Source organism: Brevibacillus sp. YAE8 (assembly GCF_057543335.1).
This window is the reverse complement of the sequence record NZ_BAAIYG010000002.1, coordinates 419,479-441,825: the sequence shown is the minus strand read 5'-3', so window position 1 is coordinate 441,825 and position 22,347 is coordinate 419,479. Positions and strand designations below refer to the sequence as shown.

General features: G+C 57.8%; 19 protein-coding genes. 15 read left to right on the top strand and 4 right to left on the bottom strand.

The features are described 5' to 3' along the window. Positions 1-397: 397 nt before the first annotated feature. The 9 genes from AC27IT_RS04965 to AC27IT_RS04925 all read left to right on the top strand — a co-directional run bounded on the left by AC27IT_RS04965 (position 398) and on the right by AC27IT_RS04925 (position 12,862). Complete coding sequence (locus AC27IT_RS04965) at positions 398-2,035, top strand: OPT/YSL family transporter (RefSeq protein WP_283858883.1); 1,638 nt, start codon at positions 398-400, stop codon at positions 2,033-2,035. Positions 2,036-2,062: 27 nt separating this feature from the next. Continuing rightward, a complete protein-coding gene (locus AC27IT_RS04960; protein WP_025843980.1) occupies positions 2,063-3,151 on the top strand; it encodes a M24 family metallopeptidase in 1,089 nt (362 codons plus the stop codon). A 14-nt stretch (positions 3,152-3,165) separates the two neighbouring features. Continuing rightward, complete coding sequence (locus tag AC27IT_RS04955) at positions 3,166-4,317, top strand: aminotransferase class V-fold PLP-dependent enzyme (RefSeq protein WP_487091639.1); 1,152 nt, start codon at positions 3,166-3,168, stop codon at positions 4,315-4,317. 80 nt (positions 4,318-4,397) lie between these two features. After that, positions 4,398-6,446 (top strand): hydantoinase/oxoprolinase family protein, encoded by a 2,049-nt coding sequence (locus tag AC27IT_RS04950; protein WP_007786179.1) that lies wholly within the window; start codon positions 4,398-4,400, stop codon positions 6,444-6,446. Further along, complete coding sequence (locus AC27IT_RS04945; RefSeq protein WP_007786181.1) at positions 6,446-8,188, top strand: hydantoinase B/oxoprolinase family protein; 1,743 nt, start codon at positions 6,446-6,448, stop codon at positions 8,186-8,188. Before AC27IT_RS04950 ends, AC27IT_RS04945 begins: the two co-directional genes overlap by 1 nt. 120 nt (positions 8,189-8,308) lie before the next feature. Beyond that, positions 8,309-8,728 carry a hypothetical protein gene (locus tag AC27IT_RS04940; RefSeq protein WP_122953186.1) on the top strand — a complete coding sequence of 140 codons (420 nt, stop codon included), beginning with the start codon at positions 8,309-8,311 and terminating at the stop codon, positions 8,726-8,728. Positions 8,729-8,874: 146 nt separating this feature from the next. Further along, positions 8,875-10,611: an ABC transporter ATP-binding protein gene (locus AC27IT_RS04935; protein WP_487091638.1), complete on the top strand. Its 1,737-nt coding sequence runs from the start codon at positions 8,875-8,877 to the stop codon at positions 10,609-10,611. Between the two features lies 1 nt (position 10,612). Then, positions 10,613-12,457 (top strand): ABC transporter ATP-binding protein, encoded by a 1,845-nt coding sequence (locus tag AC27IT_RS04930; RefSeq protein WP_007786184.1) that lies wholly within the window; start codon positions 10,613-10,615, stop codon positions 12,455-12,457. Positions 12,458-12,661: 204 nt separating this feature from the next. Beyond that, entirely contained in the window at positions 12,662-12,862 is a 201-nt protein-coding gene (locus AC27IT_RS04925; protein ID WP_005834503.1) for a hypothetical protein, read from the top strand. A gap of 49 nt (positions 12,863-12,911) precedes the next feature. On the opposite strand, the gene AC27IT_RS04920 is transcribed toward AC27IT_RS04925, so the two are convergent. Next, positions 12,912-13,793, bottom strand: a complete 882-nt coding sequence (locus AC27IT_RS04920) for a LysR family transcriptional regulator (RefSeq protein WP_026557716.1) — start codon at positions 13,791-13,793, stop codon at positions 12,912-12,914. A 148-nt stretch (positions 13,794-13,941) separates the two neighbouring features. Here AC27IT_RS04920 and AC27IT_RS04915 point away from each other — a divergent pair, with 148 nt between their 5' ends. Next, positions 13,942-15,174 carry an MFS transporter gene (locus AC27IT_RS04915; protein WP_122953177.1) on the top strand — a complete coding sequence of 411 codons (1,233 nt, stop codon included), beginning with the start codon at positions 13,942-13,944 and terminating at the stop codon, positions 15,172-15,174. A gap of 237 nt (positions 15,175-15,411) precedes the next feature. Here AC27IT_RS04915 and AC27IT_RS04910 read toward each other — a convergent pair whose 3' ends face one another. Further along, entirely contained in the window at positions 15,412-15,753 is a 342-nt protein-coding gene (locus AC27IT_RS04910; protein ID WP_005834497.1) for a hypothetical protein, read from the bottom strand. 254 nt (positions 15,754-16,007) lie between these two features. On the opposite strand from AC27IT_RS04910, the gene AC27IT_RS04905 reads away from it, so the two are divergent. The 3 genes from AC27IT_RS04905 to AC27IT_RS04895 all read left to right on the top strand — a co-directional run bounded on the left by AC27IT_RS04905 (position 16,008) and on the right by AC27IT_RS04895 (position 17,622). Next, on the top strand, positions 16,008-16,451 hold the full coding sequence (locus tag AC27IT_RS04905) for a hypothetical protein (RefSeq protein WP_025843983.1): 444 nt from the start codon (positions 16,008-16,010) through the stop codon (positions 16,449-16,451). A gap of 64 nt (positions 16,452-16,515) precedes the next feature. Beyond that, complete coding sequence (locus AC27IT_RS04900) at positions 16,516-16,731, top strand: hypothetical protein (protein WP_005834494.1); 216 nt, start codon at positions 16,516-16,518, stop codon at positions 16,729-16,731. A 60-nt stretch (positions 16,732-16,791) separates the two neighbouring features. Further along, on the top strand, positions 16,792-17,622 hold the full coding sequence (locus tag AC27IT_RS04895) for a prohibitin family protein (protein WP_007786192.1): 831 nt from the start codon (positions 16,792-16,794) through the stop codon (positions 17,620-17,622). 57 nt (positions 17,623-17,679) lie between these two features. On the opposite strand, the gene AC27IT_RS04890 is transcribed toward AC27IT_RS04895, so the two are convergent. Next, positions 17,680-18,069 carry a VOC family protein gene (locus AC27IT_RS04890; RefSeq protein WP_026557718.1) on the bottom strand — a complete coding sequence of 130 codons (390 nt, stop codon included), beginning with the start codon at positions 18,067-18,069 and terminating at the stop codon, positions 17,680-17,682. 201 nt (positions 18,070-18,270) lie between these two features. Here AC27IT_RS04890 and AC27IT_RS04885 point away from each other — a divergent pair, with 201 nt between their 5' ends. Continuing rightward, on the top strand, positions 18,271-18,726 hold the full coding sequence (locus AC27IT_RS04885; RefSeq protein ID WP_007786195.1) for a DinB family protein: 456 nt from the start codon (positions 18,271-18,273) through the stop codon (positions 18,724-18,726). On the opposite strand, the gene AC27IT_RS04880 is transcribed toward AC27IT_RS04885, so the two are convergent. Next, positions 18,723-19,544: an MBL fold metallo-hydrolase gene (locus AC27IT_RS04880; protein WP_487091637.1), complete on the bottom strand. Its 822-nt coding sequence runs from the start codon at positions 19,542-19,544 to the stop codon at positions 18,723-18,725. The genes AC27IT_RS04885 and AC27IT_RS04880 overlap by 4 nt on opposite strands. Positions 19,545-19,701: 157 nt before the next feature. Here AC27IT_RS04880 and hrpB point away from each other — a divergent pair, with 157 nt between their 5' ends. Beyond that, a complete protein-coding gene (gene hrpB, locus AC27IT_RS04875; protein WP_487091636.1) occupies positions 19,702-22,215 on the top strand; it encodes an ATP-dependent helicase HrpB in 2,514 nt (837 codons plus the stop codon). Positions 22,216-22,347: the final 132 nt, after the last annotated feature.

Below are 22,347 nucleotides of genomic sequence, written 5' to 3'. Positions count from 1 at the left end.
GGGGAAAACGGGTGAAAACGGACAAAAGCGAGTAGAAACTAGCGGAAACTCCTAAAACGGCGAAACCGCGAAACCCGCGAAAATCGCAAAATCCGCGAAACCCGCGAAAATCGCAAAATCCGCGAAAATCGCAAAATCCGCGAAAATCGCAAAATCCGCGAAAATCGCCAAACCCGCCAAACCCGCACCACGCTATCTCGCATGGAATCTAGCAAAATCGCACAAATGCACAAAATCGCACAACGCTTTTAAAGGAGGTGAGGGAGGCAGCGCATTTGCATAGCAGCTTCGGGGTCGGATCTGTTTTGGTTTTCGGTGCAGTAAAAGAGAGAGAAAAAAGAAGCGAGTGGACAGGAAGGAAGAGAGAACGCTGCTGATACCGGATGGGGGTGTAGGCATGAGCGACAGAAAACAAACAGAAAAACAGCGGCATCCAAGAGCGGTAGAACCGTTTACGCTCTTTTTGATTCTCATTACTTCGGTGATGGGGGCCGTGATCGGGATGCAGTTGATTGTCACATTGGGAATTTCGGCGAATACAGCAATTATTGGTGCGTTACTGGCGATGGTCATCTCCCGGATTCCGATTGCGATCATGAAAAAATACCGTTCGGTGCATCGGCAAAACATCATTCAAACGGCGATTTCCTCAGCTACGTTCGGGGCCGCGAACAGCCTATTGATCCCGATCGGCATACCGTTTTTGATGGGCAAAACCGAGCTGATCCTGCCGATGCTGATCGGGGCGGCGTTGGCGATGTTTGTAGACGCTTTTCTCATGTACAAGATGTTCGACAACAAAATTTTTCCGGCGCAAGGGACGTGGCCGCCAGGTGTTGCGACGGCAGAGTCGATCATTGCCGGGGACCAGGGTGGCAAACGCGCCAAGTTTCTCGGGCTTGGGATCGCGGGCGGTCTGGTCGGGTCTTTTCTCGGGGTGCCGATGTCGGCATTCGGGGTCGCGTTCATCGGGAATTTGGCCGCGCTGACGATGTTTGGCCTGGGGCTGCTCATTCGCGCCTACTCGATTCCGCTTGCCGGAATTGACTTGAACGCGCTGTACGTGCCGCACGGCTTCATGATCGGCGCAGGCTTGATGGCGCTGGTGCAGGTCGCCATCCTGATTTCGAAAAAGAAGCAGCAGCCAGCCGCTCAGGCGCACGTGCAAAAGAGCGAAATTTCTGCCACTTCGCAAGCCGCTGCCGAGGTGGAGACGAAGGCGGACAAAGAAATCGGCCGCGTGTTTGGCATCGGGTTTTTCGCCTACTTGGCGGTCGCGCTGATTATCGCGATCACGGGAGGCATTATGACAGACATGTCGCTCGGCATGTTTATCGGCTACTTGCTGTTTGCCGCGTTTGCCGCTTTTGTCCACGAGCTGATCGTAGGGATTTCCGCGATGCACTCTGGCTGGTTCCCCGCTTTTGCGGTCGCCTTGATTACCTTGATTATCGGGATGCTGGTCGGCTTCCCGCCAGTCGCTCTCGCACTGCTCGTCGGCTTCAGCGCCGCGACGGGACCTGCGTTTGCCGATATGGGCTACGACTTGAAGACAGGCTACATCCTGCGCGGCAACGGCGCGGACATGGAGTACGAGCTGGACGGCAGACGCCAGCAGTTCATTACGGCGATGATCGCTTTCGGTGTCGCTACGCTTGCCGTTTTATTTGCCTATGAAGGCTACTTCAAGGCCAATCTCGTGCCGCCCGTGGACAAGGTGTACGTCGCGACGATCGAAGCGGGCGTATCCGGCGATATTGCCAAACAGCTTTTGCTCTGGGCCATCCCGGGGGCGATCCTGCAATGGCTGGGCGGGCCAAACCGGCAGCTTGGCGTGCTGCTTGCGACAGGGCTTTTGATCCTCAGTCCGGCTGCGGGCTGGGCGGTACTGGCGGGAATTGCGATTCGCTCCCTCGTCCTGAAATGGAAAGGCAAGGAAGCAGAAGTGCCGATGAGCATTTTGGCCGCAGGCTTTATCGCCGGGGATGCGTTGTACAACTTCTTCAGTTCGATGCTGAAAATGGGCAAATCGTAAAATCGGAACGACAAAGGAGAGAGTGAGATGCCAGAAGCGAGAAGACAACGACTCTCACGCTATTTGCAGCAGGAAAACACAGATGCTTGCATCGTAGTGCCCGGACCGAATCTGTACTACTTCACGGGACTGGCGCTAAAGCCGAGCGAACGGCTCAGCTTCGCGGTCCTCACCAAAGAAAACCGGTTGCTGTTTGTCGTTCCCCAGGTGGAACTGAGCAAGGTCGAGAAGCTGGCTCATGATGAGCTGTTCTGGTACACGGACGAGCAAGGCCCGGATCAGGCGCTGGCGGCACTGCGGCAAAAGCTGGGCACGCTCGGACGCCTCGGCATCGAGGAAGGACAGATGCGCGTCAAGGAGCTGAAAGCGGCAGAAATGCTGGGGGCAAAAGAGCTGGTCGCCATCGACAAAACGGTGGACAAGCTGCGCGTCGTCAAAGATGAGCGGGAAATCGCCGCGATTCGGCAGGCGGTGCGGATCGTGGAAGAAAGCTTTACGGCTGTCCTTCCGGCGATTCGCGAAGGAGTGGCGGAGCTGGAAATTGCCGCCGAGCTGGAATACGAGATGCGCAAAAGAGGCTCGGAGGGCACGCCGTTTGGCACGATCGTCGCTTCCGGCTACCGCGGGGCGCTCCCGCATGGCAGGGCTGCGGACAAGCTCATCCGGTCCGGCGAGCTGGTCGTGCTCGATTTCGGGGCGTACTGCCAAGGCTATGTGGCAGACATTACGCGGACGGTGGCGGTAGGCGAGCCTGCGCCTGAGCTTGCGCGCATTTACGAGATCGTGCGGCAGGCGCAGCAGGCGGCGGTTGACGCCGTGCGTCCGGGGGTCACGGCGCATGAGATCGACGAGACAGCCCGCGCGATCATTCGGGACAGCGGCTACGGCGAGTTTTTCACGCACCGTCTCGGGCACGGCATCGGGCTGAGCGGTCACGAGGAGCCGTACATGCACAAGCAAAATCCGCTGCGGCTCGAACCGGGGATGGCGTTTACGATTGAGCCTGGCATTTACTTGCCGGACAAGGGCGGGGTCAGAATTGAGGATAACGTCGTCGTGACAGAGGACGGCTGCCTCAATCTGATGACGCTCTCCAAACAACTGCTTCAACTGTGAGGGGAGACGGGGACATGACCTACACGTATTTGAACACGGCAGCGGCTTCCGTCCCCCCGCAGCAGGTCGTGGACACGATGGTCGCCTATTTGCAAAAGACGGCGACCGTCGGGCCCTACCTGCCGGCTTTTCGCCGGGACATTTATGCGAAAGTCGATGCGATCCGGGAAACAGCCGCTGCCTTTATCGGAGCGGCGCGCGAAGAGATCGCTTTTGCCAAAAACGGAACAGAAGGTATTAACATGATCGCCAGCGGCATCCGATGGCACGAAGGCGACGAAGTCATTTTGGCGGACCTGGAATTTCACAGCAATTACGTGCCGTGGAAGCGGCTTGCGGAACAAGGCAAGATCAAGCTGGTCGTGCTGCGCACCGACGCGAGCGGCGTCATCTCGATCAGGCAGCTTGAGCAACTGATTACGCCCCGCACCCGGCTGATTACCGTGTCACACCTGCCGAACGCTTCCGGCGCTCTCCAGCCGATCCAGGAAATTTGCGACATGGCGAGCCGCAAAGGCATTCTGACCTTGGTGAACGCTTCGCAGACATTGGGCCTCGTCCCTTTGGACATGCGCGCGCTGCCCTGCGACTTTCTCGTCGCTTGCGGCCGCAAATGGCTGCGCGGCCCCGAGGGCTCAGGTATCGTTTTTATCCGAAAGGCACAGATCGAAAGCATTACCCCGGCCTTTACCGGATGGGGCGGAACGACGTGGGATTTTCAGACGAACGAAATTTCCTTTTTGTCGACGGCCAAACGGCTGGAAGCTGGCTGCCCGATCATTCCTTCCATTCTGGGGCTGGGTACGGCCCTGGAGGTCGCACAGGAAGTAGGCGTCGCGGCAATCTACAGAAGAGTCAAGCACCTCACTTCCTTTACGTTGGAAAAACTACGGACCATCCCGGGGGTGGAGATTTACGGACCGCAGGACGAGACTGACCGGCTGGCGATTATTCCGTTCAATATAAAAGGGGTAAGCCCCGATGCGATTACGGCTTTTTTGGAGCGGCACGCGGTCATCATCGAGGCGGGAACGTTCATGGCGAATACGTTGCTCCAGCAGTACGGGATCGAGAGGATGGCGCGCATTTCGCCCCATTATTTCAACACCGAGCAGGAAATCGAACGGGCGATTGCGCTCATCAGGCTGATGCTGGCAGAAGCATGAGATTGTGGCAGCATCGGCTCTTCTTTCCGAGAAAAAACGAAACAATGGTTCACTATCGAAAACAAGAAGGGTGAAAAACGATGAGAATAGCAACCGATATTGGCGGCACTTTTACCGACCTGGTGTATGTGACAGACGAAGGCGAATTTGGCATGGCCAAAGCGCATACGACCCCGCCGCATTTTGAGCAGGGGGTGCTGAACGTCATTGCCCAGAGCGGCATTCCGCAGGAGTCGATCAAAATGTTCATTCACGGCACGACGGTCATCATCAATGCCTTGACCGAGCGCAAAGGCGTCAAAACAGGACTGATTACGACCAAGGGCTTTCGCGATGTGCTGGAAATCGCCAGGGGCAATCGCCCGGACCTGTACAATTTCCGCTATCAAAAGCCGGAGCCGTTCGTCGAGCGGTACTTGCGCCGGGAAGTGGAAGAGCGCCTGAATTACAAAGGCGAGGTCGTGACGCCACTCAACGAGGCGCAGGTGGCAGACATCGTCGCCTATTTTCGCGAAGAGCAGGTCGAGGCAATCGCCGTTGCCTTCCTGCATTCCTACGTCAATCCGGCGCACGAGCAGAAAACGGTCCGGCTTATCCAGCAGTTGTGGCCGGAAGTAGCTGTCACGGCCTCGCACGAAGTGACAAAAGAATGGCGCGAATACGAGCGCACGAGCACGACTGTTTTCAACTCGTACGTGCAGCCGATCGCCTCCTCCTATATTGATCGGCTGTACAACAAGCTGGCGGAGAGCCAATCGCACGGCAACAACTATATCATGCAGTCCAACGGCGGGACGACGACGTTCGCGCAGGCGAAAAAGACGCCAATTCACCTCGTGGAATCCGGCCCGGTAGCAGGCATTTACGGAGCGGCGGTCATCGGCGAGCTGATCGGCGAGCAAAACGTGATTGCCTTTGACATCGGCGGGACGACAGCGAAGTGCTCGCTGATCAGCAAAGGCGAAGTGAAAGTCACGACGGACTACTACATCGAGCGCTCGGACAAGGAAGCGGGCTATCCGATCAAAGTGCCCGTCGTCGACATCGTGGAGATCGGAAACGGCGGCGGCTCGATTGCCTGGATCGACGAGACAGGCTCGCTGCGCGTAGGCCCGCAGTCTGCCGGATCGGTCCCGGGACCCGTCGCCTATGGCCGAGGGGGAACAGAGCCGACCACGACAGATGCGAACCTGCTCGTCGGCCGTCTGTCCAAGGAAAACTTTGACTACCAGGTCGATCTGGAGCAAGTCAAGGCCGCTGTCGCGGAAAAAGTCGCGAAGCATTACGGCACCACGGTGGAAGAAGCGGCGCTCGGGATCATCCGCATTGCCAACTCGAACATGCTGAACGCGCTGAAGCTGATCTCGATTCGCAAAGGGTACGATCCGCGCGATTTTGCCCTGGTGGCCTTCGGCGGCGGCGGTTCGATGCACGCAGCCGCTCTGGCCAAAGAGCTGGGCGTGAAAAAAGTGATTATTCCTGTCGCTTCTTCCGTCTTTTCGGCGTGGGGGATGCTGATGACCGACTTGCGCCACGATTACATCCAGACCTACATCAAGCGGCTACAGGAGCAAAACTTGCCGGGGTTAAACGAGGAGTGGCAACGGCTGGAGGCGCAGGCGGCGCAGCAGTTCAGTGAAGAGGGAGTGGCACAGGAACGGATCGTCTTTGGCCGGATCGCCGACATGCGCTACATCGGGCAGGAGCATACGGTGAAGGTGCCTGTCCCGTCCGGTATCTGGACAACAGAAACGCTTGCCGACATCATGGCGCGTTTTCACGAGCTGCACGAGCAGAACTACACGTTCAAGCTCGAAGGCGCGACGGCAGAAATCGTCAACCTGCACCTGACTGCGCTCGGGACGGTAGACAAGCCGGTGTTGAAAAAACTCCCGCCAGCAATAGATGCGAACGCGCCTGCGGTCAAGGAAGTCCGCCCGGTCTATTTTGAAGAGCGCGGCTGGCTGGACACGGCGATCTACTTGCGTGCAGACCTGGGAGCCGGAGCAAAAATCGACGGTCCGGCTATCGTGGAGGAGCGTTCGGCTTCGACCTTGCTCTATCCAGGACAGACATTGACAGTGGACGAATACGGCAATCTGATTATGGATACAGGAGTGAGCGCGTAATGGAACAGCAAACTGCGACGAAGATGGACCCATTCAGCCTGGAGATCATTAAAGATTCGCTGAAAGCGATCGGCGACGAGATGTTTTACGCGCTCGCCCGCACCTCGATGAGCCCGATCATCTACGAAGTGCTCGACTACGCCTGCGGCTTGACCGATGCCAAGGGCCGTCTGGTCAGCCAAGGCAACGGGGTCACGAGCTTCATCGGCATGCTCAGCCCGATGGTCCAGCACGTGCTGGAGAAGTTCGACAACGGGCAAAAGCTGTCTCCCGGCGACATCATCATCATCAACGACCCGTACGTGGGCGGCGGCTCGCACTTGTCTGACGTGGGCCTGGTCATGCCGATCTACTACGGCGGCGAGCTGGTCGCGTTTTCCGCCAACAAAGGCCACTGGACAGAAGTAGGGGGCAAAGACCCCGGTTCGTTTACGAGCGATGCCAACGAGATTTATCAGGAAGGCTTGCAACTGCCGGGCGTGAAGCTGTTTGACAAAGGCGTCGTCAACGAGGCCGTCGTGGAAATCATCAAAACAAACGTGCGCTTCCCGGACTTGTCGCTCGGCGACATGTGGGCGCAGGCAGCCGCGCTGCGAACAGGCGAGCGGCGCTTTCAGGAGCTGTGCGAAAAATACGGCAAGGAAATGGTCCTGGTCTCTGTCGGGCAACTGATGGAGCAAGGCGCGCAGCTCGCGAAAAAGGAGCTGCAGCAACTGCCAAAAGGCGTCTACGAGGCGGAAGGCTACATGGAGGACAACGGAAACGGCGAAGGCCCGTATCTCATCAAGGTCAAAGTCACGATTACGGACGACCAGTTTCTTTGCGACTTCCGCGGCAGCCATCCGCAGGTGCAGACTCCGGTCAACTGCTCGTACTACGCGCTGCTTGCGGGCGTGCGCGCGATTTATCTGGCGGTCATCCGGCCGACGCAAAACGTCAACGAAGGCGTGTTCCAGCCGCTTTCGATCATTACGGATGAAGGCTCGATCGTCTCGGCCAAGCGCCCGGCTCCTGTCTCGATCAACTGGGAGGCGCGGCTCGGCGGTGCCGACCTGATCTGGAAAGCGCTCGCTCCCGTGCTGCCGGATCGGCTGACAGCAGGTCACTTGCTCTCTATCGCGTCCGTAGTCGTAAACGGCATTCACCCCGACTTGAACGAACCGTTTCTGATCGTGGAGCCATCTGTCGGCGGCTGGGGGGCAGGGCAAGGCCAGGACGGCCAGCGTGGCCAGTTTTGCATGGGCGACGGCGAGACGTACAACGTGCCAGTCGAGGTGGCGGAGACGCGTTACGGCGTGATGGTCGAGGAATACGGACTGCACTGCGACGGCGCGGGTGCAGGCGAATACATCGGCGGCTCGGGCGCGATCCGTTCCTACCGGGCGATGAGCGACAACCAGAAGCTGTCCGTCATTTTCGGCCGCCATCATTTTGCCCCGTGGAGCCTGAATGGCGGGGAGGAAGGCTCGCCGAACTACGTAATGGTGGAAAAAGCAGACGGGCAGGTCGACGGGCCGTTCGGCGTGAAGGCGCGCTATCCGCTGAACAAAGGCGATGTGGTCAAGCTGTACACGGCAACGGGCGGCGGTTACGGCAACCCGTTTGACCGCCCCGCCGAAAAAGTCGCCCGCGATGTGAAAAACGGCTACATCTCGCTTGCGCAAGCCAAGGAAAAATTCGGCGTGATTGTCGATGCGAAAACGTTCGCGGTCGTGGGAGTAACGGAGCAACGGCAAAAATAAGCAGATGCTTATATAATAGAAGAAACACAATTCAGGCAGCAACGAACAGGAAAAGGTGTTCGTTGCTGCCTGTTTGTCGTTATGATGGAAAGAGATGTATCGGGAAGCGAGGGGAAGAGCGTGAGAAAGCGAATCATACGCATAAGCGGTTTGCTGCTGGCCGTTTTGGCCTTTACGTTTTGGCTGACGCTGGGGCTGGCAACGCCGATCCAAACAGTCGAAGACGCGCTGGAAGCTGTGCGCGCAGGCAGAGCGGGCGAGCTGGCGCTTGACCAGGCGGATGCGGGCAAAATCGCTGGCTTTTTTCAGTTTGCGCAAACGAAGCAGTTGGGCGAGCCGGAAGTAACGCTCAGCGAGCATTTCGTCTCGGCGGACGAGCGCCAAGTCGTCGCGCGGTTTCTGGCGATCGAGTACAACCCGAATCGTACCGTGCGGCAAATCTACGGCGGGACGCTGGTGTTTGCGCTGCACAAAAGCGCATTTGCGGCTTGGCGCATCACGCAGGTTGAAGTCAGCCAGCAAATGGGGCCGCACGATTAGCGTGAAAACATCGCGAGCCACGCTTTGCTTCTGCACCGAACTGCTTTTTTGCCGCAACTCCCCCCGTGACATTTTTTATGCCAACAGGTATCGTGGAACATAGAAGTTTCACGTATAGCAAAAGAGGCGAGGGATGAGGTGAACAAATGCGGTTTTATCAAAAATACATAAAGAAGTACGGCGTGCTCGCGAGCATCTCCATGATCTTTTTGATGGTGGAGGCGTTGTGCGATTTGTTGCAGCCGACGATCATGTCGCGGATTATCGACATCGGAGTGGCGCAGCGTGACATGGATTACGTGCTGAAAACCGGGGGACTGATGCTCTTGATTACGGCGCTGGGCGCTGTCGCCGCCTCCATGCGCAACGTGCTTGCCACTTATGTGTCGCAAAACTTCGGAGCGCAGTTGCGGTCCGATTTGTTTTCCAAGGTGCAGTCCTTGTCGTTTGACAGTCTCAACAAGTTCGACCGGGCGTCGCTCGTCACCCGCCTGACCAATGACGTCAACCAGGTGCAGGTGTTCGTCAACGGGATGATGCGCATTTTCGTCAAAGCGCCGCTGGTGTGTATCGGGGGACTGTTCATGGCGACGCAGTTGAATGCGGAGTTGGCTGTCGTGCTCGCTGTCGTCGTGCCGATTGTCGGCTTGTTGATCTTTTTGAATCTGAAAATCGGCTTTCCGTTTTTCCTCAAGGTGCAACAAGCATTGGACCGCGTCAACGGAGCGATGCGCGAATATTTGTCAGGGGTGCGAGTCGTCAAGGCGTTCAACCGCTTTGACTTCGAGGTCGGCAAATTCACGCGGGCAAACGAAGAGTTGCAAGAGAAGTCGCTGTCTGCCACGCGCGTCATGTCCGTGTTCAGCCCGGCGATCATGCTGACGGTCAACCTCGGGATTGTGGCCGTGCTCTGGATGGGCGGGCTTGGCGTGGAGCAAGGCAATATCCAGGTCGGCCACATTATTGCGTTCACCAACTACATGACGCAAATTTTGTTTTCGCTGATGATGATTTCCCTGGTTTTCAACATGTTCGTGCGGGCCAAGGCTTCGGCTGGCCGGATCGGAGAAGTTTTCGCCGAGGAAAACCGGATGAGCTGGAAAGAGGACGCGGCGTATGGACGGGAGCCGGGGGAAGAAAAAGGCCGGATTGACTTTGAACAGGTCAGCTTTTCGTACGATGGCGAAGGTGGACAGCCTGTGTTGAAGCAGATTTCGTTTTCGTGCCTGCCAGGAGAGACAGTGGGAATCATCGGTTCGACCGGGGCGGGGAAAAGCAGCCTCGTCAGCCTGATTCCGCGCTTTTACGATGTGACGGCAGGGACGATTCGCGTAAACGGGCAAGATGTCCGCGAGGTGGACCCGGCCAAGCTGCGTGAAAAAATGGCGATCGTCCCGCAAAAGACGACGCTGTTTACGGGAACGGTGCTGGAAAACATCCGCTGGGGCAAGGAGGATGCCACGGAGGAGGAAGTGGAAGCAGCGGCCCGGATGGCGCAGGCCCACGAGTTCATTGCGGCGACGCCGGAAGGCTACCAGACGCGCGTCGGCCAAGGCGGAGTCAACTTTTCCGGCGGGCAGAAACAGCGCATCTCCATCGCCAGGGCGTTGGTGAAAAAGCCGGAGATTCTCATTCTCGACGACAGCACGAGCGCGGTCGACGTGGCGACGGAGAGCAAGATCAAGGAAGCGCTGCAAACGTACGCAAAAGGGCTGACCTGCATCCTGATCGCGCAGCGGATCACCTCTGTCATGGATGCCGACAAGATTGTCGTGCTCGACAACGGAGAGGTCGCCGGAATCGGCACGCATGAAACGCTGCTGGCTACGTGCCGGGTTTACCAGGAAATCTTTACGTCGCAAATCGGCAAGGAGGTGAGCTAGGATGAGCCAGGAGCAAAAGGAACAGCCGTTTTTCCCTCCCCGTCCGGGCCGCGGCTTCGGCCATGGGGGCGCGCGCGTGCCGGTGAGCAAGCCGAAAAACTTTTCGGCGACCATAAAAAGACTGTGGCAAGCGTTCGGGCGGGAAAAACGATGGCTGCCGCTCGTGTTCGCCATCGTGCTCGTCGATGGTTTGCTGATGCTCTCGGCTCCGTACCTGATCGGGAAGGCCATCGACGCGATGACAGGCGGGGCAGAGGCGTTCAGCTTTTTGTCGATCATCATTCTCGCTTTGCTCGGCTCGTACATCGTGGACGGAGCCTTGACGTTTTTGCAGGGCTGGATGATCGCCGGCATCACGCAGCGAATCGTGACCAACATGCGGCAAGCTTTGTTCGAAAAGCTGCAAAAGCTACCGATTGCCTTTTTCGACTCGCGCACGCACGGCGAACTGATGAGCCGCCTGACCAACGATATCGACAACGTCAGCAACTCCATCTCGCAGTCGACGACACAGCTCATGTCCGGGGTGATCGTGCTCGCCGGGTCGCTGGTGATGATGCTCGTGCTTTCGCCGATTCTCACGCTCGCCTGCCTGATTACGGTGCCGCTCGTCTTTTTGCTCACCCGCACGATTGCGAAGCGAACCAGTGTGCTGTTCAAAAATCAGCAGATCGAGCTGGGCAAGCTGAACGGCCACATTGAAGAGACGATTTCCGGGATTCAGGTCGTCAAGGCGTTCAACCACGAGGAAAAGGCGATTGCCGACTTTGCCGCGATCAACGACAGACTGTGCAAGGTCGGGATGAAGGCGCAAATCTGGTCGGGCTTTTTGATGCCGATCATGAACGTGATTAACAACCTTGGCTTTGCGATGGTGGCGATTGTCGGGGGGATACTGGCGGTGAAAGGGATGATTACCGTCGGGGTGATCGCCAGCTTCCTCAGCTATTCGCGGCAGTTTGTCCGCCCGCTGAACGATCTCGCCAACATTTTCAACGTGCTGCAGTCCGGCGTAGCGGGCGCGGAGCGGGTGTTCGAGGTGCTGGACGAACGGGAGGAGCCGCTCGATTCCCCGGACGCCGCTGTGCTCAGAGAGCCAAAAGGGCACGTCGTATTCGACCGGGTGAGCTTCGGGTATCGCCCCGACCAGCCGATTTTGAAAAACGTCAGCTTCGAGGCACAGGCGGGAAGCACGACTGCTCTGGTCGGTCCGACGGGTGCGGGCAAGACGACCGTCGTCAATTTGCTGACGCGCTTTTACGATGTGACGGAAGGGACGATCTACCTCGACGGCAAAGACATCCGCGAATACTCGCGGGACAGCCTGCGCAGAAGCTTTGGTTTCGTTTTGCAGGACACGTACCTGTTTTCCGGGACGATCAAGGAAAACATCATGTACGGCAAGCCTGACGCGACAGACGCCGAGGTCGAGGCGGCCGCGAAAATGGCGCATGCCGATGTGTTCATCAATCGGCTGCCCAAGCGCTACGATACGCAACTGACCGAAAACGGCGGCAATTTGAGCCAGGGGCAGCGCCAGCTTTTGGCGATTGCCCGCGTCATCCTCGCCCGGCCGTCGCTTCTGATTCTCGACGAGGCGACGAGCAGCATAGACACGCGGACAGAGCTGATTATTCAGGATACGCTCGCGACGATCATGGAAGGGCGCACGAGCTTTGTGATCGCGCACAGGCTCGGCACGATCCGCGACGCCGACGCGATCATGGTCGTGGACAGCGGCGAGATCGTGGAAAAAGGCAGCCACGACGACCTGATCGCGCAAAAAGGGGTGTACTACCAGTTGTTTTACAATCAGTTCAAAAACTTGCACGCCGCTTCGTCCTGATCGAAACAGCCCGTCTGGCACGCTGAATTTTACGTGTGCAGACGGGCTGTTTTGCTGGGATAAAGCTTCTGTAACGATGCAGCAGCGCTCAATGCGCAAGCCAAGCGTCAAGCGTTTTTGGCGAGGGGGCTGTTGTGCTCTCAGCTTGGTTGCCCCTTTGCGCGGACGTCCTTCCTTTCAAGGCTCGGAGCAGGTGCGGACCACATGTTTGTGACCACGTATGAGACGAAGCAGGAGGACCAGGACAAGTTTTTTGAAAACGCGGTCTACAAAAACTTGTCGGCCGTCAAAAACAACCATGTGTACAGGATGACGTTTGAGCAGATGTACTACTACGACCCGCTGGCGATTGAGGGGCAGCTTGATCTGGTCGTGGAGAAGCTGCTGGGGCATCAGGCGAAATAAACAGAACGACAAAAAGACCCGGGACAATCGCCCAAGGGTCTTTTTGCTGTCACTTGCCGAAGTAATCCAAAATAAACTCCTTAAAGCGAACCGCAGCCGGAGACAAATACCCGCCTTTGACCAGCGCCATGCCGATTACGCGCTGGCACTTGGGGGTGCGGATGCGGATTTGCGCGATTTTGCTTTGGTCGATGCCGCGCAAATCGGGGAGCAGGGACACGCCCAGTCCGGCTGCGACCAGCCCCGCGACGGTGGCCGCCTCCTCGCCCTCAAAAGTCACGCGGGGGGTGACGCCGAGTTGCTCAAAAAGCTGGTCGGTCGTGCGCCGCAGCGCGTAGCCCTTTTTCAAAAAAATAAACGATTCCTCGGCAATTTCCGAAAGCAGGATGCTCTCCCGTCCGGCCAGCGGATGCCCGATCGGCACGATGGCAAACAGCTCCTCGCTCCAGAGCGGTGTCCACTGGATCGGCAGCTTGGTTTCCGTCGGCTCGGCGAGAAGGCACAGGTCCAGCTCGCCTGCGTCGAGATGCTCGAGGAGCGAGTAGCTGTGATTTTGGATCATCGTGAAGCCGATGGAGGGCGACTTGGCGCGAAACGCGCCGATGAGGTCGGGAATCAGGCTGGTGCCGAGCGTGTGCAAAAAGCCGAGGGCAACCTCGCCGCGGTCGGGGTGGACGAGATCGCGCAGCTCCTGTTTTCCGTCCTCAAATTCTTTGAGGATGCGGTTGACGCGCTTCAAAAAAAGCTGGCCGTAACGGTTCAGCATGATCGTCCGCCCTTGCCGTTCAAAGAGTGGGACGCCCAGCTCTTCCTCCAGCCGCGCGATTGAGCGGCTGAGCGCGGGCTGGGAGAGCGACATCGCTTCCGCCGCACGGGTGACGTGCTGCATCCGGGCGAGCGTCTGAAAATATTCGAGTTGTTGCCATTCCATTCGGGTGACCTCCCTGCGCGACAAAGCGCGTGTGTCCGATTCATTACTATCGTGCATGAAAATTATGATTACAATAAATTATACATTATGAATTGTCAATGATAGTATAACAGTGAAACGGGTAGAAACGCGGGGAGGTTTCACCACCATGGGATACATCAAGCAAGGCACAACCGCTTTTCGCAAGACCAATCTGGCTTTTTTTGCGGCGGGCTTCAACACGTTTGCGATTTTGTACAGCACGCAGCCGTTGATGCCTGAATTTACAAAAGAGTTTCACGTTTCGCCGACGATGGCGAGCTTGTCGCTCTCGTTGACGACGATCTCGCTGTCCGTCAGCATGCTCGTGTTCGGGACGATCTCAGAGGTGTGGGGACGCAAGCCGGTAATGATTAGCTCGATGCTGGCCGCCTCCCTCCTGTCGATCCTGACGGCATGCAGCCCTTCATACGAATCTCTTCTTCTTTTTCGCATCATCCAGGGAATCTCGCTAGGCGGCCTTCCGTCTATTGCCATGGCTTATTTGGGCGAAGAAATGGAGCCGAAAAGTCTGGGAGTCGCCATGGGGCTGTACATCAGCGGCAACTCGCTGGGGGCGGTGTGCGGGCGGATTCTCTCCGGCATACTGACCGACCTGTTCAACTGGCACATGGCGATGGGCGCGATCAGCCTGATGAGCCTCGTCGCCACTCTGATTTTCTGGTTCAGCCTGCCTGCTTCGCAAAACTTTCACGCGCGCGCTCCCGAGGTGCGCAAGCTGGCGGCTTCCATGCTCAGCCACTTGCGGGACCCGGCTCTTTTCTGCCTGTTCGGCATCGGGTTTTTGAGTCTCGGCAGCAATGTGGCGCTCTACAATTACATCGGGTACGTCTTGACCGCAGCGCCTTATTCGCTCAGTCAAACGCTCGTCGGCTGGATTTTCATCGTGTTTCTCGTCGGGATGTTCGCCTCCGTCTGGATGGCGAAGCTCGCAGACAAGTTCGGCAGGCTGAAAATGCTGCTCGTCTCCTTGCTGCTGACGCTGCTCGGCGCGTGCCTGACGCTCGACAGTCATTTGGCGGTCATCATCGCGGGCTTGCCCGTCCTGACCTTCGGCTTTTTCGGAAGCCATTCGATTGCGAGCGGCTGGGTCGGGCGGCGGGCGACTCATGACAAGGCGCAAGCATCATCGCTCTACCTGTTCTTTTATTACGCCGGTTCCAGCATCGGCGGGACGATGGGCGGCATGTTCTGGTCGTCGCTCGGTTGGGGCGGTGTCGTCGCGATGATCGCCGGATTCATGGCCGTCGCCTTCGTCTTCGCCCTGCGCCTGTCCAAAGTCCTCGCCAATTCGTCTGCGCCGTCCGCCGAGAAAAAGTGGACGGTGGCGAAGCTGAAATGAAGCGGGGGAGCGTAGCGTGGTTGCCCCTTAACAGCGGCTACAGAGGCAGCGGGGGCGCCTTTCTTTTCTGAGATGGAACGGAAACGGGGCTGTGGAGTGCAAAACCAGCCAGGTTCGCAGCATGTTCCGGCGCGATCCCCTCACGGCAGACAGGAAAAAAGAGTCCAAAACAGCTTGGACTCCACCCTGTAGACCGGGGGGGATTTTTCACGTCACGGCAATACGCACAGAGGCTGGCTACTTCTGGGCGTGTCTCTTTTCCTGGATGACGCAGCCGAGGTAGAGCAGCAAAAGCAGCAAGGAAACGTACACGGAGCCATCGAAGTAGCTTTTAAACAGCTCGCGCGACCAGCGATCCTCGCCGATAATCCAGTAAGCGAGCGAATTGGAGATGGCGATTCCGTCATTTGCTGCAGGGATGAGACTCTCGGTGTAGTTTTGGGCAAGGCAGACCGTCGAGAGCACGGATGCGAACAGGAGCACAAGCGTTACGGCCGAGTAGTAGTTTCTCGCACCGATTCGCTTCAGGAAAAAAAGAACGAGTGCAACAACCAGACCTGCCATCATGAGAAACAGCATGGATCGAATCCTCCTTTGGCAAGATGAGCAAAGTGCTTTTGTGAATCTCTTTGGGATTGGCTTCTCTTTTAGGCTTGCTGTGGATCTATACGCATTTTACCAGTTACGGAGTTTATTTTGCATTTTATAAAACGGCAGCCGACGAAGCTTAACCGAAGAAGCGGAACATGAGAGGTCCCCCGCTTTTTTAACCGTTTCCAGGTTTTCTCAAATCCAAAATGGTATGATAGAACCGGGAAGGAGAGTGATCGCCCATGCTTCGAAAAGTGCTGGTCGCGCTCGCGTCTGCGCTCATTTTTTGCCTGGTGCTCGCCTGGGCGAACTACACGCCAGCAGGCGAGCGGGAAGAGGGTGTCTACCATTGGTCGTACGGCTCGCTTGTCGCGATTTATCTCATTTATGCCCTCCCCGTCTATTTGCTTGGCGGGATTCCGTTTGCCTATCTGATCGAGTTCGCCGAACGCAAAACGGGTTGGAAGCATCCGCTGGCTGTGTATCTATTTCGCTTTTTTGCCTATGCGTTGGCGGGCTGCTTCGTGATGGGGCTGTTCGTCGTAGTCGTATCGAACGGGCGCTCTTTGAGCAATGCTTTTGCGTCTGGCGGGTTGCTGCTGTTAGGCGGAGGCGCGGCTCTGTTGTACGGCCATGTCCTTCTGTTCAGTTTTTGGCTCGTCAAGAGACGAAAGGAGTGGGGATGATTGCGGGACACTTCTGCTGCCCGCAACATTTTTGATCTGTTTTTTTAGCTAGGAGAGGATCGACATGACCATTGGTGGTTTTCAAAGCGGCTTTTCGGCCAGAAAAGTGCCGCGCGCCGAAGTGAAGTGGGAGCAGTTCCTCATCTGCAGTCACGGCTGCGAGGAAGTCATTCAACTGATTTCCCACGTATCCGGTGAGGTAGAGTTCGAACTGTGCAAAATCGAGGCCGAGCGGATGGGCAACGTGTTGCTTGCGGCTGTAAAGACAGAAAGTTGTTGAAACTTGTGGGCTGCTGACCCGTATGTATAAACGAACAGATAAAAAAAGGGGAGGCGGAACATGAACGACAACAACGTAGTGAAGATGAATCCGTTCCAAGCTGGAGGAAAGCTGCTCGCAACCATTCTCGTACTAGCTGTTTTGGTCTTGCTCGGGACCCAATCGTTTACGATCATATCAGCGGGGCATAGCGGTGTCGTGCTGCAATTGGGCGCGGTACAGCCAAAAGTTTTGCAGGAAGGCATGCACTTTAAAATTCCTTTTATCCAAACCGTCATTCCGATGGAGGTACGGGTACAAAAATCGGAGTCGAGCCAAACGTCCGCTTCGCGTGACCTGCAAACCGTCTCGACGACCATCGCGGTCAACCACCATCTGGACAGCGAAAACGTCAACAAGCTGTACCAGCAGGTGGGGCTGGAGTACAACAGCCGCATTGTCGACCCGGCTATCGCCGAAGCGCTGAAAGCCGTCACTGCGCAGTACACGGCAGAAGAATTGATCTCCAAGCGCTCCGAGGTGAGCAACAAAGTCAAGGAAGCGCTGCGACAAAAGCTGTCTGCCTACAACATCATTCTCGATGAGATCAACATTCGCGAGTTTACGTTCAGCGACGAATTTAACCGCGCGATCGAGTCGAAGCAAGTAGCGGAGCAGCAGGCGCTCAAGTCGAAGCTCGACCTGGAGCGGATCAAGATCGAAAAGGAGCAGGAGATTACGCGCGCGCAGGCACAGGCCGAAGCGTTGCGCCTGCAAAAGCAGGAAGTCACGCCGGAGCTGATTCAGCTCAGACAGATCGAAGCGCAACTGGAAGCGATCCGCAAATGGGACGGCAAGTTGCCGAACGTCACAGGCGGCGCGACTCCGTTTATCAACGTAGGGAACCAGTAACGACAAAAGCGAAGACCATCCGGGCCGCGAATGAGCCGGATGGTCTTCGTTTTTGGTTTAGCGCGTGCTTTCAAACAGCTCCAGCCATTCGCCGTCCGGCCCGCGGAAAAACATGTAGCGGGAGCCGTTGGGCAGCGTCGTGATCGCTTCGTCGATGAAGGAGACATCAAGCTGCTGCAGCCGCTCGATCTCGGCTTCGAGGTTATCCACCGCAAACGCCAGATGGTGCACCTTGCCTTCCTCCGGCAGCGCGTCGTTGTAGCCGTGAATCAGCTCCAGCTCCGTCTCTGTGCTGCCCGGAAACCCGAGAAAAGCGAGCGTAATAATCTGATTGGAATGCACGAGCGTCCCTTTCAGCTCCATGCCGATCACTTTCGTGTAAAAGGCGATGGACGCCTCCAAATCTTTGACCATCAGCCCGACGTGCTCGATTTTTTTGATTGCCATGCGCGGTTTCGTCCTTTCCCTGACAAGCTCGTTTTCTTTTTATTGTAAAAGATTTGCTGCGAAAAGTCTGCCCACCTGCTGCTGTTGCTTGCGGTGCTGCCTCCCTCCCATTCCTCGCGCTGATGGGGGGCATCGAATCATTCTATTGGAATGAATTGGCTGAACCTGATACGGTGAAGAGAAAGAACAGGAGGTGGCTGTATGAAGCATCAAATCGCCCGCATGCAAAAGCATCTGGCAGAAGTTCCGGACATGTTTCGGGACAGGGGAGAGGATGAAACGGCAAGGCGTCCGGCTCCGGGCAAATGGTCCGCCAAAGAAATACTCGGCCATTTGTGCGACTCGGCGATCAACAACCTCGCCCGCTTCGTCCGCGCGCAGACCGAGCAGCCGTATGCGCTGATCCCGTACCAGCAGGACGAATGGGTAAAAGCGCAAGCGTACCAGGCGCGGCCTGCCGACGAGATCGTGCAGCTATGGAGCAGCCTGAACCGCTCGGTGGTCGCGGTCATGGCCGCGATGCCGCCCGCCGCTTGCGAGCATGCCTGTATATTGGCCGACGGCACGACGGTCAGTCTGCGCTGGCTGATGGAGGATTACGTCGCGCATATGGAGCACCATCTCGGCCAGTTGTCCAGGCAGCTTGGCCAGGGCTAGACGATTGACTTCGATTCCGTTTGGGGATGCCCTGCGAGCACAGAAGTGACGATGTACACCGAGTCAAATTCGCCCTCGGACACGGCGATGATCGGCGACGGCTTGGCGAAAAGCAGTGCGTTGATTTCCGCCACAGTCAGCCCTTGCCCGTGCAAATGCAAGATTTCCCCTTGTAGCTGGAGCAAATCGTCCAGCTTGCGCGCAAGCAAATCTTTCCCTTTGGCGATGTAGCCCGCATGAGCGCAGTACATAGCGCGAAAATCGCGGGTCAGGACGTGGCGAATCGAATCGATCAACAGCGGAATGGACTCGTCGCGCAAAATTACTTTTGTCTTCGTTCCGAGAAAAAGGTCGCCGGAAAACAGGCGGCCTGTTTGCTTGTCGAACAGGGCGACGTGGTCGTGCGCATGTCCGGGAGTGTAGATGACCTCCCAGTCGATGGTGCGGGAGTGAAACGTTTCAGCGAGCGGCCGGGCGGCAAAAGGCTCGCGCATTCCCCAGACAAGCTGGCGGTACAGCGGATAGTCGGCGGGTCTGGAGCATAGCTCCACCCCTTTTTCGTGGACGTAGATGGGGGCGTTTTTGCTGTTGGCAAGCCAGGCTGCGTTTCCGCTGTGATCTTCATGGCTGTGCGTCAGGACGACAGCGTCGAAGGAAGCGGCTGAAAAGCGGTCGGTCAGGCCGGCTGCGAGTGTTTGCGGCCCGGTATCGACCATCATGCCGTCTACGACATACACCTGGATTCCCCACTCGCGGCCCGCTCTTTGTACAATCCCCTCCAGGCACAGGACATCTTCGTGCTGATGGACTTCTACCACGGTGACACCTCCATTTTCTAATCGGACTTTTCTATCTGCCAAATGAACATACGCTCATTATACTATTGAATGATTATTCAGTCATTTCTCAATTTCTTTTCCTCGCCCACTGATCGTGTATGATGGTTACAGATGGATACGGACAAGAGGTGAAAAGATGAAGGCAATGCCTATTGATGCGGTGCTGCCGGAGTTGACCGGAGCGCTTGCGGCAAGCAACAACGCCGTGCTGGTCGCCGCTCCCGGGGCAGGGAAAACGACCAGGGTGCCGCTCGTTTTTCTCGAGCAGGACTGGCTCGTAAAAAAGCGCATTCTCATGCTGGAGCCGCGGCGGCTGGCAGCGCGAGCGGCGGCGGGCTACATGGCGCGGCAGCTTGGCGAGCAAGTGGGAGAGACGGTAGGGTATCGGGTCAAGCACGATACGCGAGTCGGCCCGCGTACGCGAATCGAAGTGATAACCGAAGGAATTTTGACGCGGATGCTACAAGACGATCCCGAGCTTGCAGATGTCGGCCTACTCATTTTCGACGAGTTTCACGAGCGGAGCCTGCATGCGGATTTGGGACTGGCGCTCAGCTTGCAGGCGCAAAGCCTGTTTCGCGAAGACTTGCGGATTTTGGTCATGTCGGCCACGCTTGCGGCAGAGCCAGTTGCCCGCCTGCTGGGGGATGCTCCCGTCATCGTGAGCGCAGGCAGAGCTTTTCCGGTCGAGACGCGCTTTTTGCCAAAGCCGTGGACTGGCGCGGTCGAGGAGGCAGTCACCCGCACCGTTTTGTCGGCATTGGCGGAGGAGGCAGGGGATGTGCTCGTGTTTTTGCCGGGAGCCAAAGAAATTCGCACGACGCAAGCTTTGCTGGCTAAAAGCGAGCTTGCTGCAAACGTGCGCGTCTACCCGTTGTACGGGGCGCTTGCGCAGCACGAGCAAGATGCGGCGATTCAGCCGGGCCAAGCAGGCGAGCGAAAAGTGGTGCTCGCCACTTCGATTGCGGAGACGAGCCTGACTGTCGAGGGCGTGCGAATCGTGATCGACAGCGGTTGGAAAAGGCTGCCGCGCTTTTCTTCGCGCACCGGGATGACGAGGCTGGAGACGGTCCGAGTGTCGCGGGCGGCAGCCGACCAGCGCAGGGGGAGAGCGGGCAGGCTGGACGCGGGTGTCTGCTATCGGCTGTGGACGGAGCAGGAGGACCGGATGCTCGTAGCGCACGAGCCACCGGAAATGACGGAGGCAGACCTCGCCCCGCTCGCTTTGGAACTGGCAGCTTGGGGCGTGAATGACGTGCAGGAGCTGCAATGGCTCGATGTTCCGCCAAAAGCTTCGCTGGCCCAGGCCAGGGAGCTGCTCCAGCAGTTAGGGGCGTTGGACGGGCACGGCCAGATTACCGCGCACGGCCGGGTGCTGGCCGGGATGGGCCTGCACCCAAGGCTTGGACACATGATTCAAAAAGCGGGCGAGCTCGGACTCGGAGCGCTTGCGTGCGAGCTGGCTGTGCTGCTCGAGGAGCGGGATATCGCCCGGGGCCGAGCGGCTTTTGCCGATGCGGATATCAGCTCGCGGGTGGAGCTGTTGCGGCTCGTCGCGGGAAAACAAGGCGGGGCACGCGCTTTTGCGGAAGGGCAGGCTGATGAAGCGCTGTGTCGGCGGCTGTGGAGCGAAGCTGCGCAGCTCAAGCGGCAGTGGGGAAGCGCCAGCACGGCTGAAAACGTGGCCGACGTCAGCCAGACGGGCAGGCTGCTCGCCTTTGCCTACCCGGACAGGATCGCCCAGCGCAGGGGAGATGGACGCTACTTGCTGCGAAATGGCCGCGGCGCGACGTTTGCCGTTGAGCAGCCTCTGGCTTTTGCGCCGTACGTGGTAGCTCCGCTTCTCGACGACCAGGGGGCGGACAGCCGGATCATGCTCGCGGCAGCGGTGGAGGAAAGAGACCTGTACCGCGACTGGTCCGGGCAGATCACAGAGGAGACGTCTGTCTGGTGGGACCGTTCCGCTCAGGCCGTGCGCGCGCGTACGCGGAAAAAGCTCGGGGCATTCGTCTTGCAGGAGGTGGCGGCAGAAGCGGAAGCCGATGCGGTGTTGCAAGCTCTGCTTGCGGGCATCCGGACGGAAGGGCTGGAGCTGTTGCCGTGGAGCCGTCACGCCCGCCAGCTCAGGGAGCGGCTGCAGTTCATGTGCGGGATTGTGCCGGGCTGGCCGCGGGCAGATGACGAAGCCTTGCTCGACACGCTGGAGGAATGGCTCGCGCCGCATGTGTACGGCATGCGCAAAAAAGACGAGTTGCAGCAACTGTCCATGTCTATGGTGCTGGAAGGGATGCTGAGTTGGGAGGAACGGCAGCAGTTGGATGAGTACGCGCCTACGCATATCACCGTTCCGAGCGGCTCGAAAATCGCCGTCGACTACAGCGACCCTGCCGCGCCTTGCCTGTTCGTCAGGTTGCAGGAGCTGTTCGGCTGGCAGGATACGCCGCGCATCGGCCGGGGCAAGGTGCCGCTGACGCTGCATTTGCTTTCCCCGGCGCAGCGTCCGGTGCAGGTGACGCGAGACTTGGCCAGCTTTTGGCAGCAGGCGTACTTCGAAGTGAAAAAAGACTTGAAAGGCCGCTACCCGAAGCATTACTGGCCGGACGATCCGCTCGCCGCGATCCCGACGAACCGGGTGCGCCCGCAGAAATAGTACATTGGGGCTTGCGGGCTTGCCGTTTTTGTAGAGATCGAACCAGAAAAAGCCGACGGGCGCAACCAGGCTCAGGGCGATATTTCCCAACTTCCTAGTTCCATGTGCGCAAGTCGGCTTGAAACTGAAACT

Excerpts from the sequence above, each read along its gene's own strand:
- AC27IT_RS04930 (WP_007786184.1), top strand. The coding sequence starts at position 10,613 with ATGAGCCAGGAGCAAAAGGAACAGCCGTTTTTCCCTCCCCGTCCGGGC.
- AC27IT_RS04910 (WP_005834497.1), bottom strand. The coding sequence starts at position 15,753 with ATGCTGTTTCTCATGATGGCAGGTCTGGTTGTTGCACTCGTTCTTTTT.
- AC27IT_RS04895 (WP_007786192.1), top strand. The coding sequence starts at position 16,792 with ATGAACGACAACAACGTAGTGAAGATGAATCCGTTCCAAGCTGGAGGA.
- AC27IT_RS04890 (WP_026557718.1), bottom strand. The coding sequence starts at position 18,069 with ATGGCAATCAAAAAAATCGAGCACGTCGGGCTGATGGTCAAAGATTTG.
- AC27IT_RS04885 (WP_007786195.1), top strand. The coding sequence starts at position 18,271 with ATGAAGCATCAAATCGCCCGCATGCAAAAGCATCTGGCAGAAGTTCCG.
- AC27IT_RS04945 (WP_007786181.1), top strand. The coding sequence starts at position 6,446 with ATGGAACAGCAAACTGCGACGAAGATGGACCCATTCAGCCTGGAGATC.
- AC27IT_RS04950 (WP_007786179.1), top strand. The coding sequence starts at position 4,398 with ATGAGAATAGCAACCGATATTGGCGGCACTTTTACCGACCTGGTGTAT.
- AC27IT_RS04920 (WP_026557716.1), bottom strand. The coding sequence starts at position 13,793 with ATGGAATGGCAACAACTCGAATATTTTCAGACGCTCGCCCGGATGCAG.
- AC27IT_RS04925 (WP_005834503.1), top strand. The coding sequence starts at position 12,662 with ATGTTTGTGACCACGTATGAGACGAAGCAGGAGGACCAGGACAAGTTT.
- AC27IT_RS04935 (WP_487091638.1), top strand. The coding sequence starts at position 8,875 with ATGCGGTTTTATCAAAAATACATAAAGAAGTACGGCGTGCTCGCGAGC.
- AC27IT_RS04960 (WP_025843980.1), top strand. The coding sequence starts at position 2,063 with ATGCCAGAAGCGAGAAGACAACGACTCTCACGCTATTTGCAGCAGGAA.
- AC27IT_RS04905 (WP_025843983.1), top strand. The coding sequence starts at position 16,008 with ATGCTTCGAAAAGTGCTGGTCGCGCTCGCGTCTGCGCTCATTTTTTGC.
- hrpB (WP_487091636.1), top strand. The coding sequence starts at position 19,702 with ATGAAGGCAATGCCTATTGATGCGGTGCTGCCGGAGTTGACCGGAGCG.
- AC27IT_RS04955 (WP_487091639.1), top strand. The coding sequence starts at position 3,166 with ATGACCTACACGTATTTGAACACGGCAGCGGCTTCCGTCCCCCCGCAG.
- AC27IT_RS04915 (WP_122953177.1), top strand. The coding sequence starts at position 13,942 with ATGGGATACATCAAGCAAGGCACAACCGCTTTTCGCAAGACCAATCTG.
- AC27IT_RS04965 (WP_283858883.1), top strand. The coding sequence starts at position 398 with ATGAGCGACAGAAAACAAACAGAAAAACAGCGGCATCCAAGAGCGGTA.
- AC27IT_RS04900 (WP_005834494.1), top strand. The coding sequence starts at position 16,516 with ATGACCATTGGTGGTTTTCAAAGCGGCTTTTCGGCCAGAAAAGTGCCG.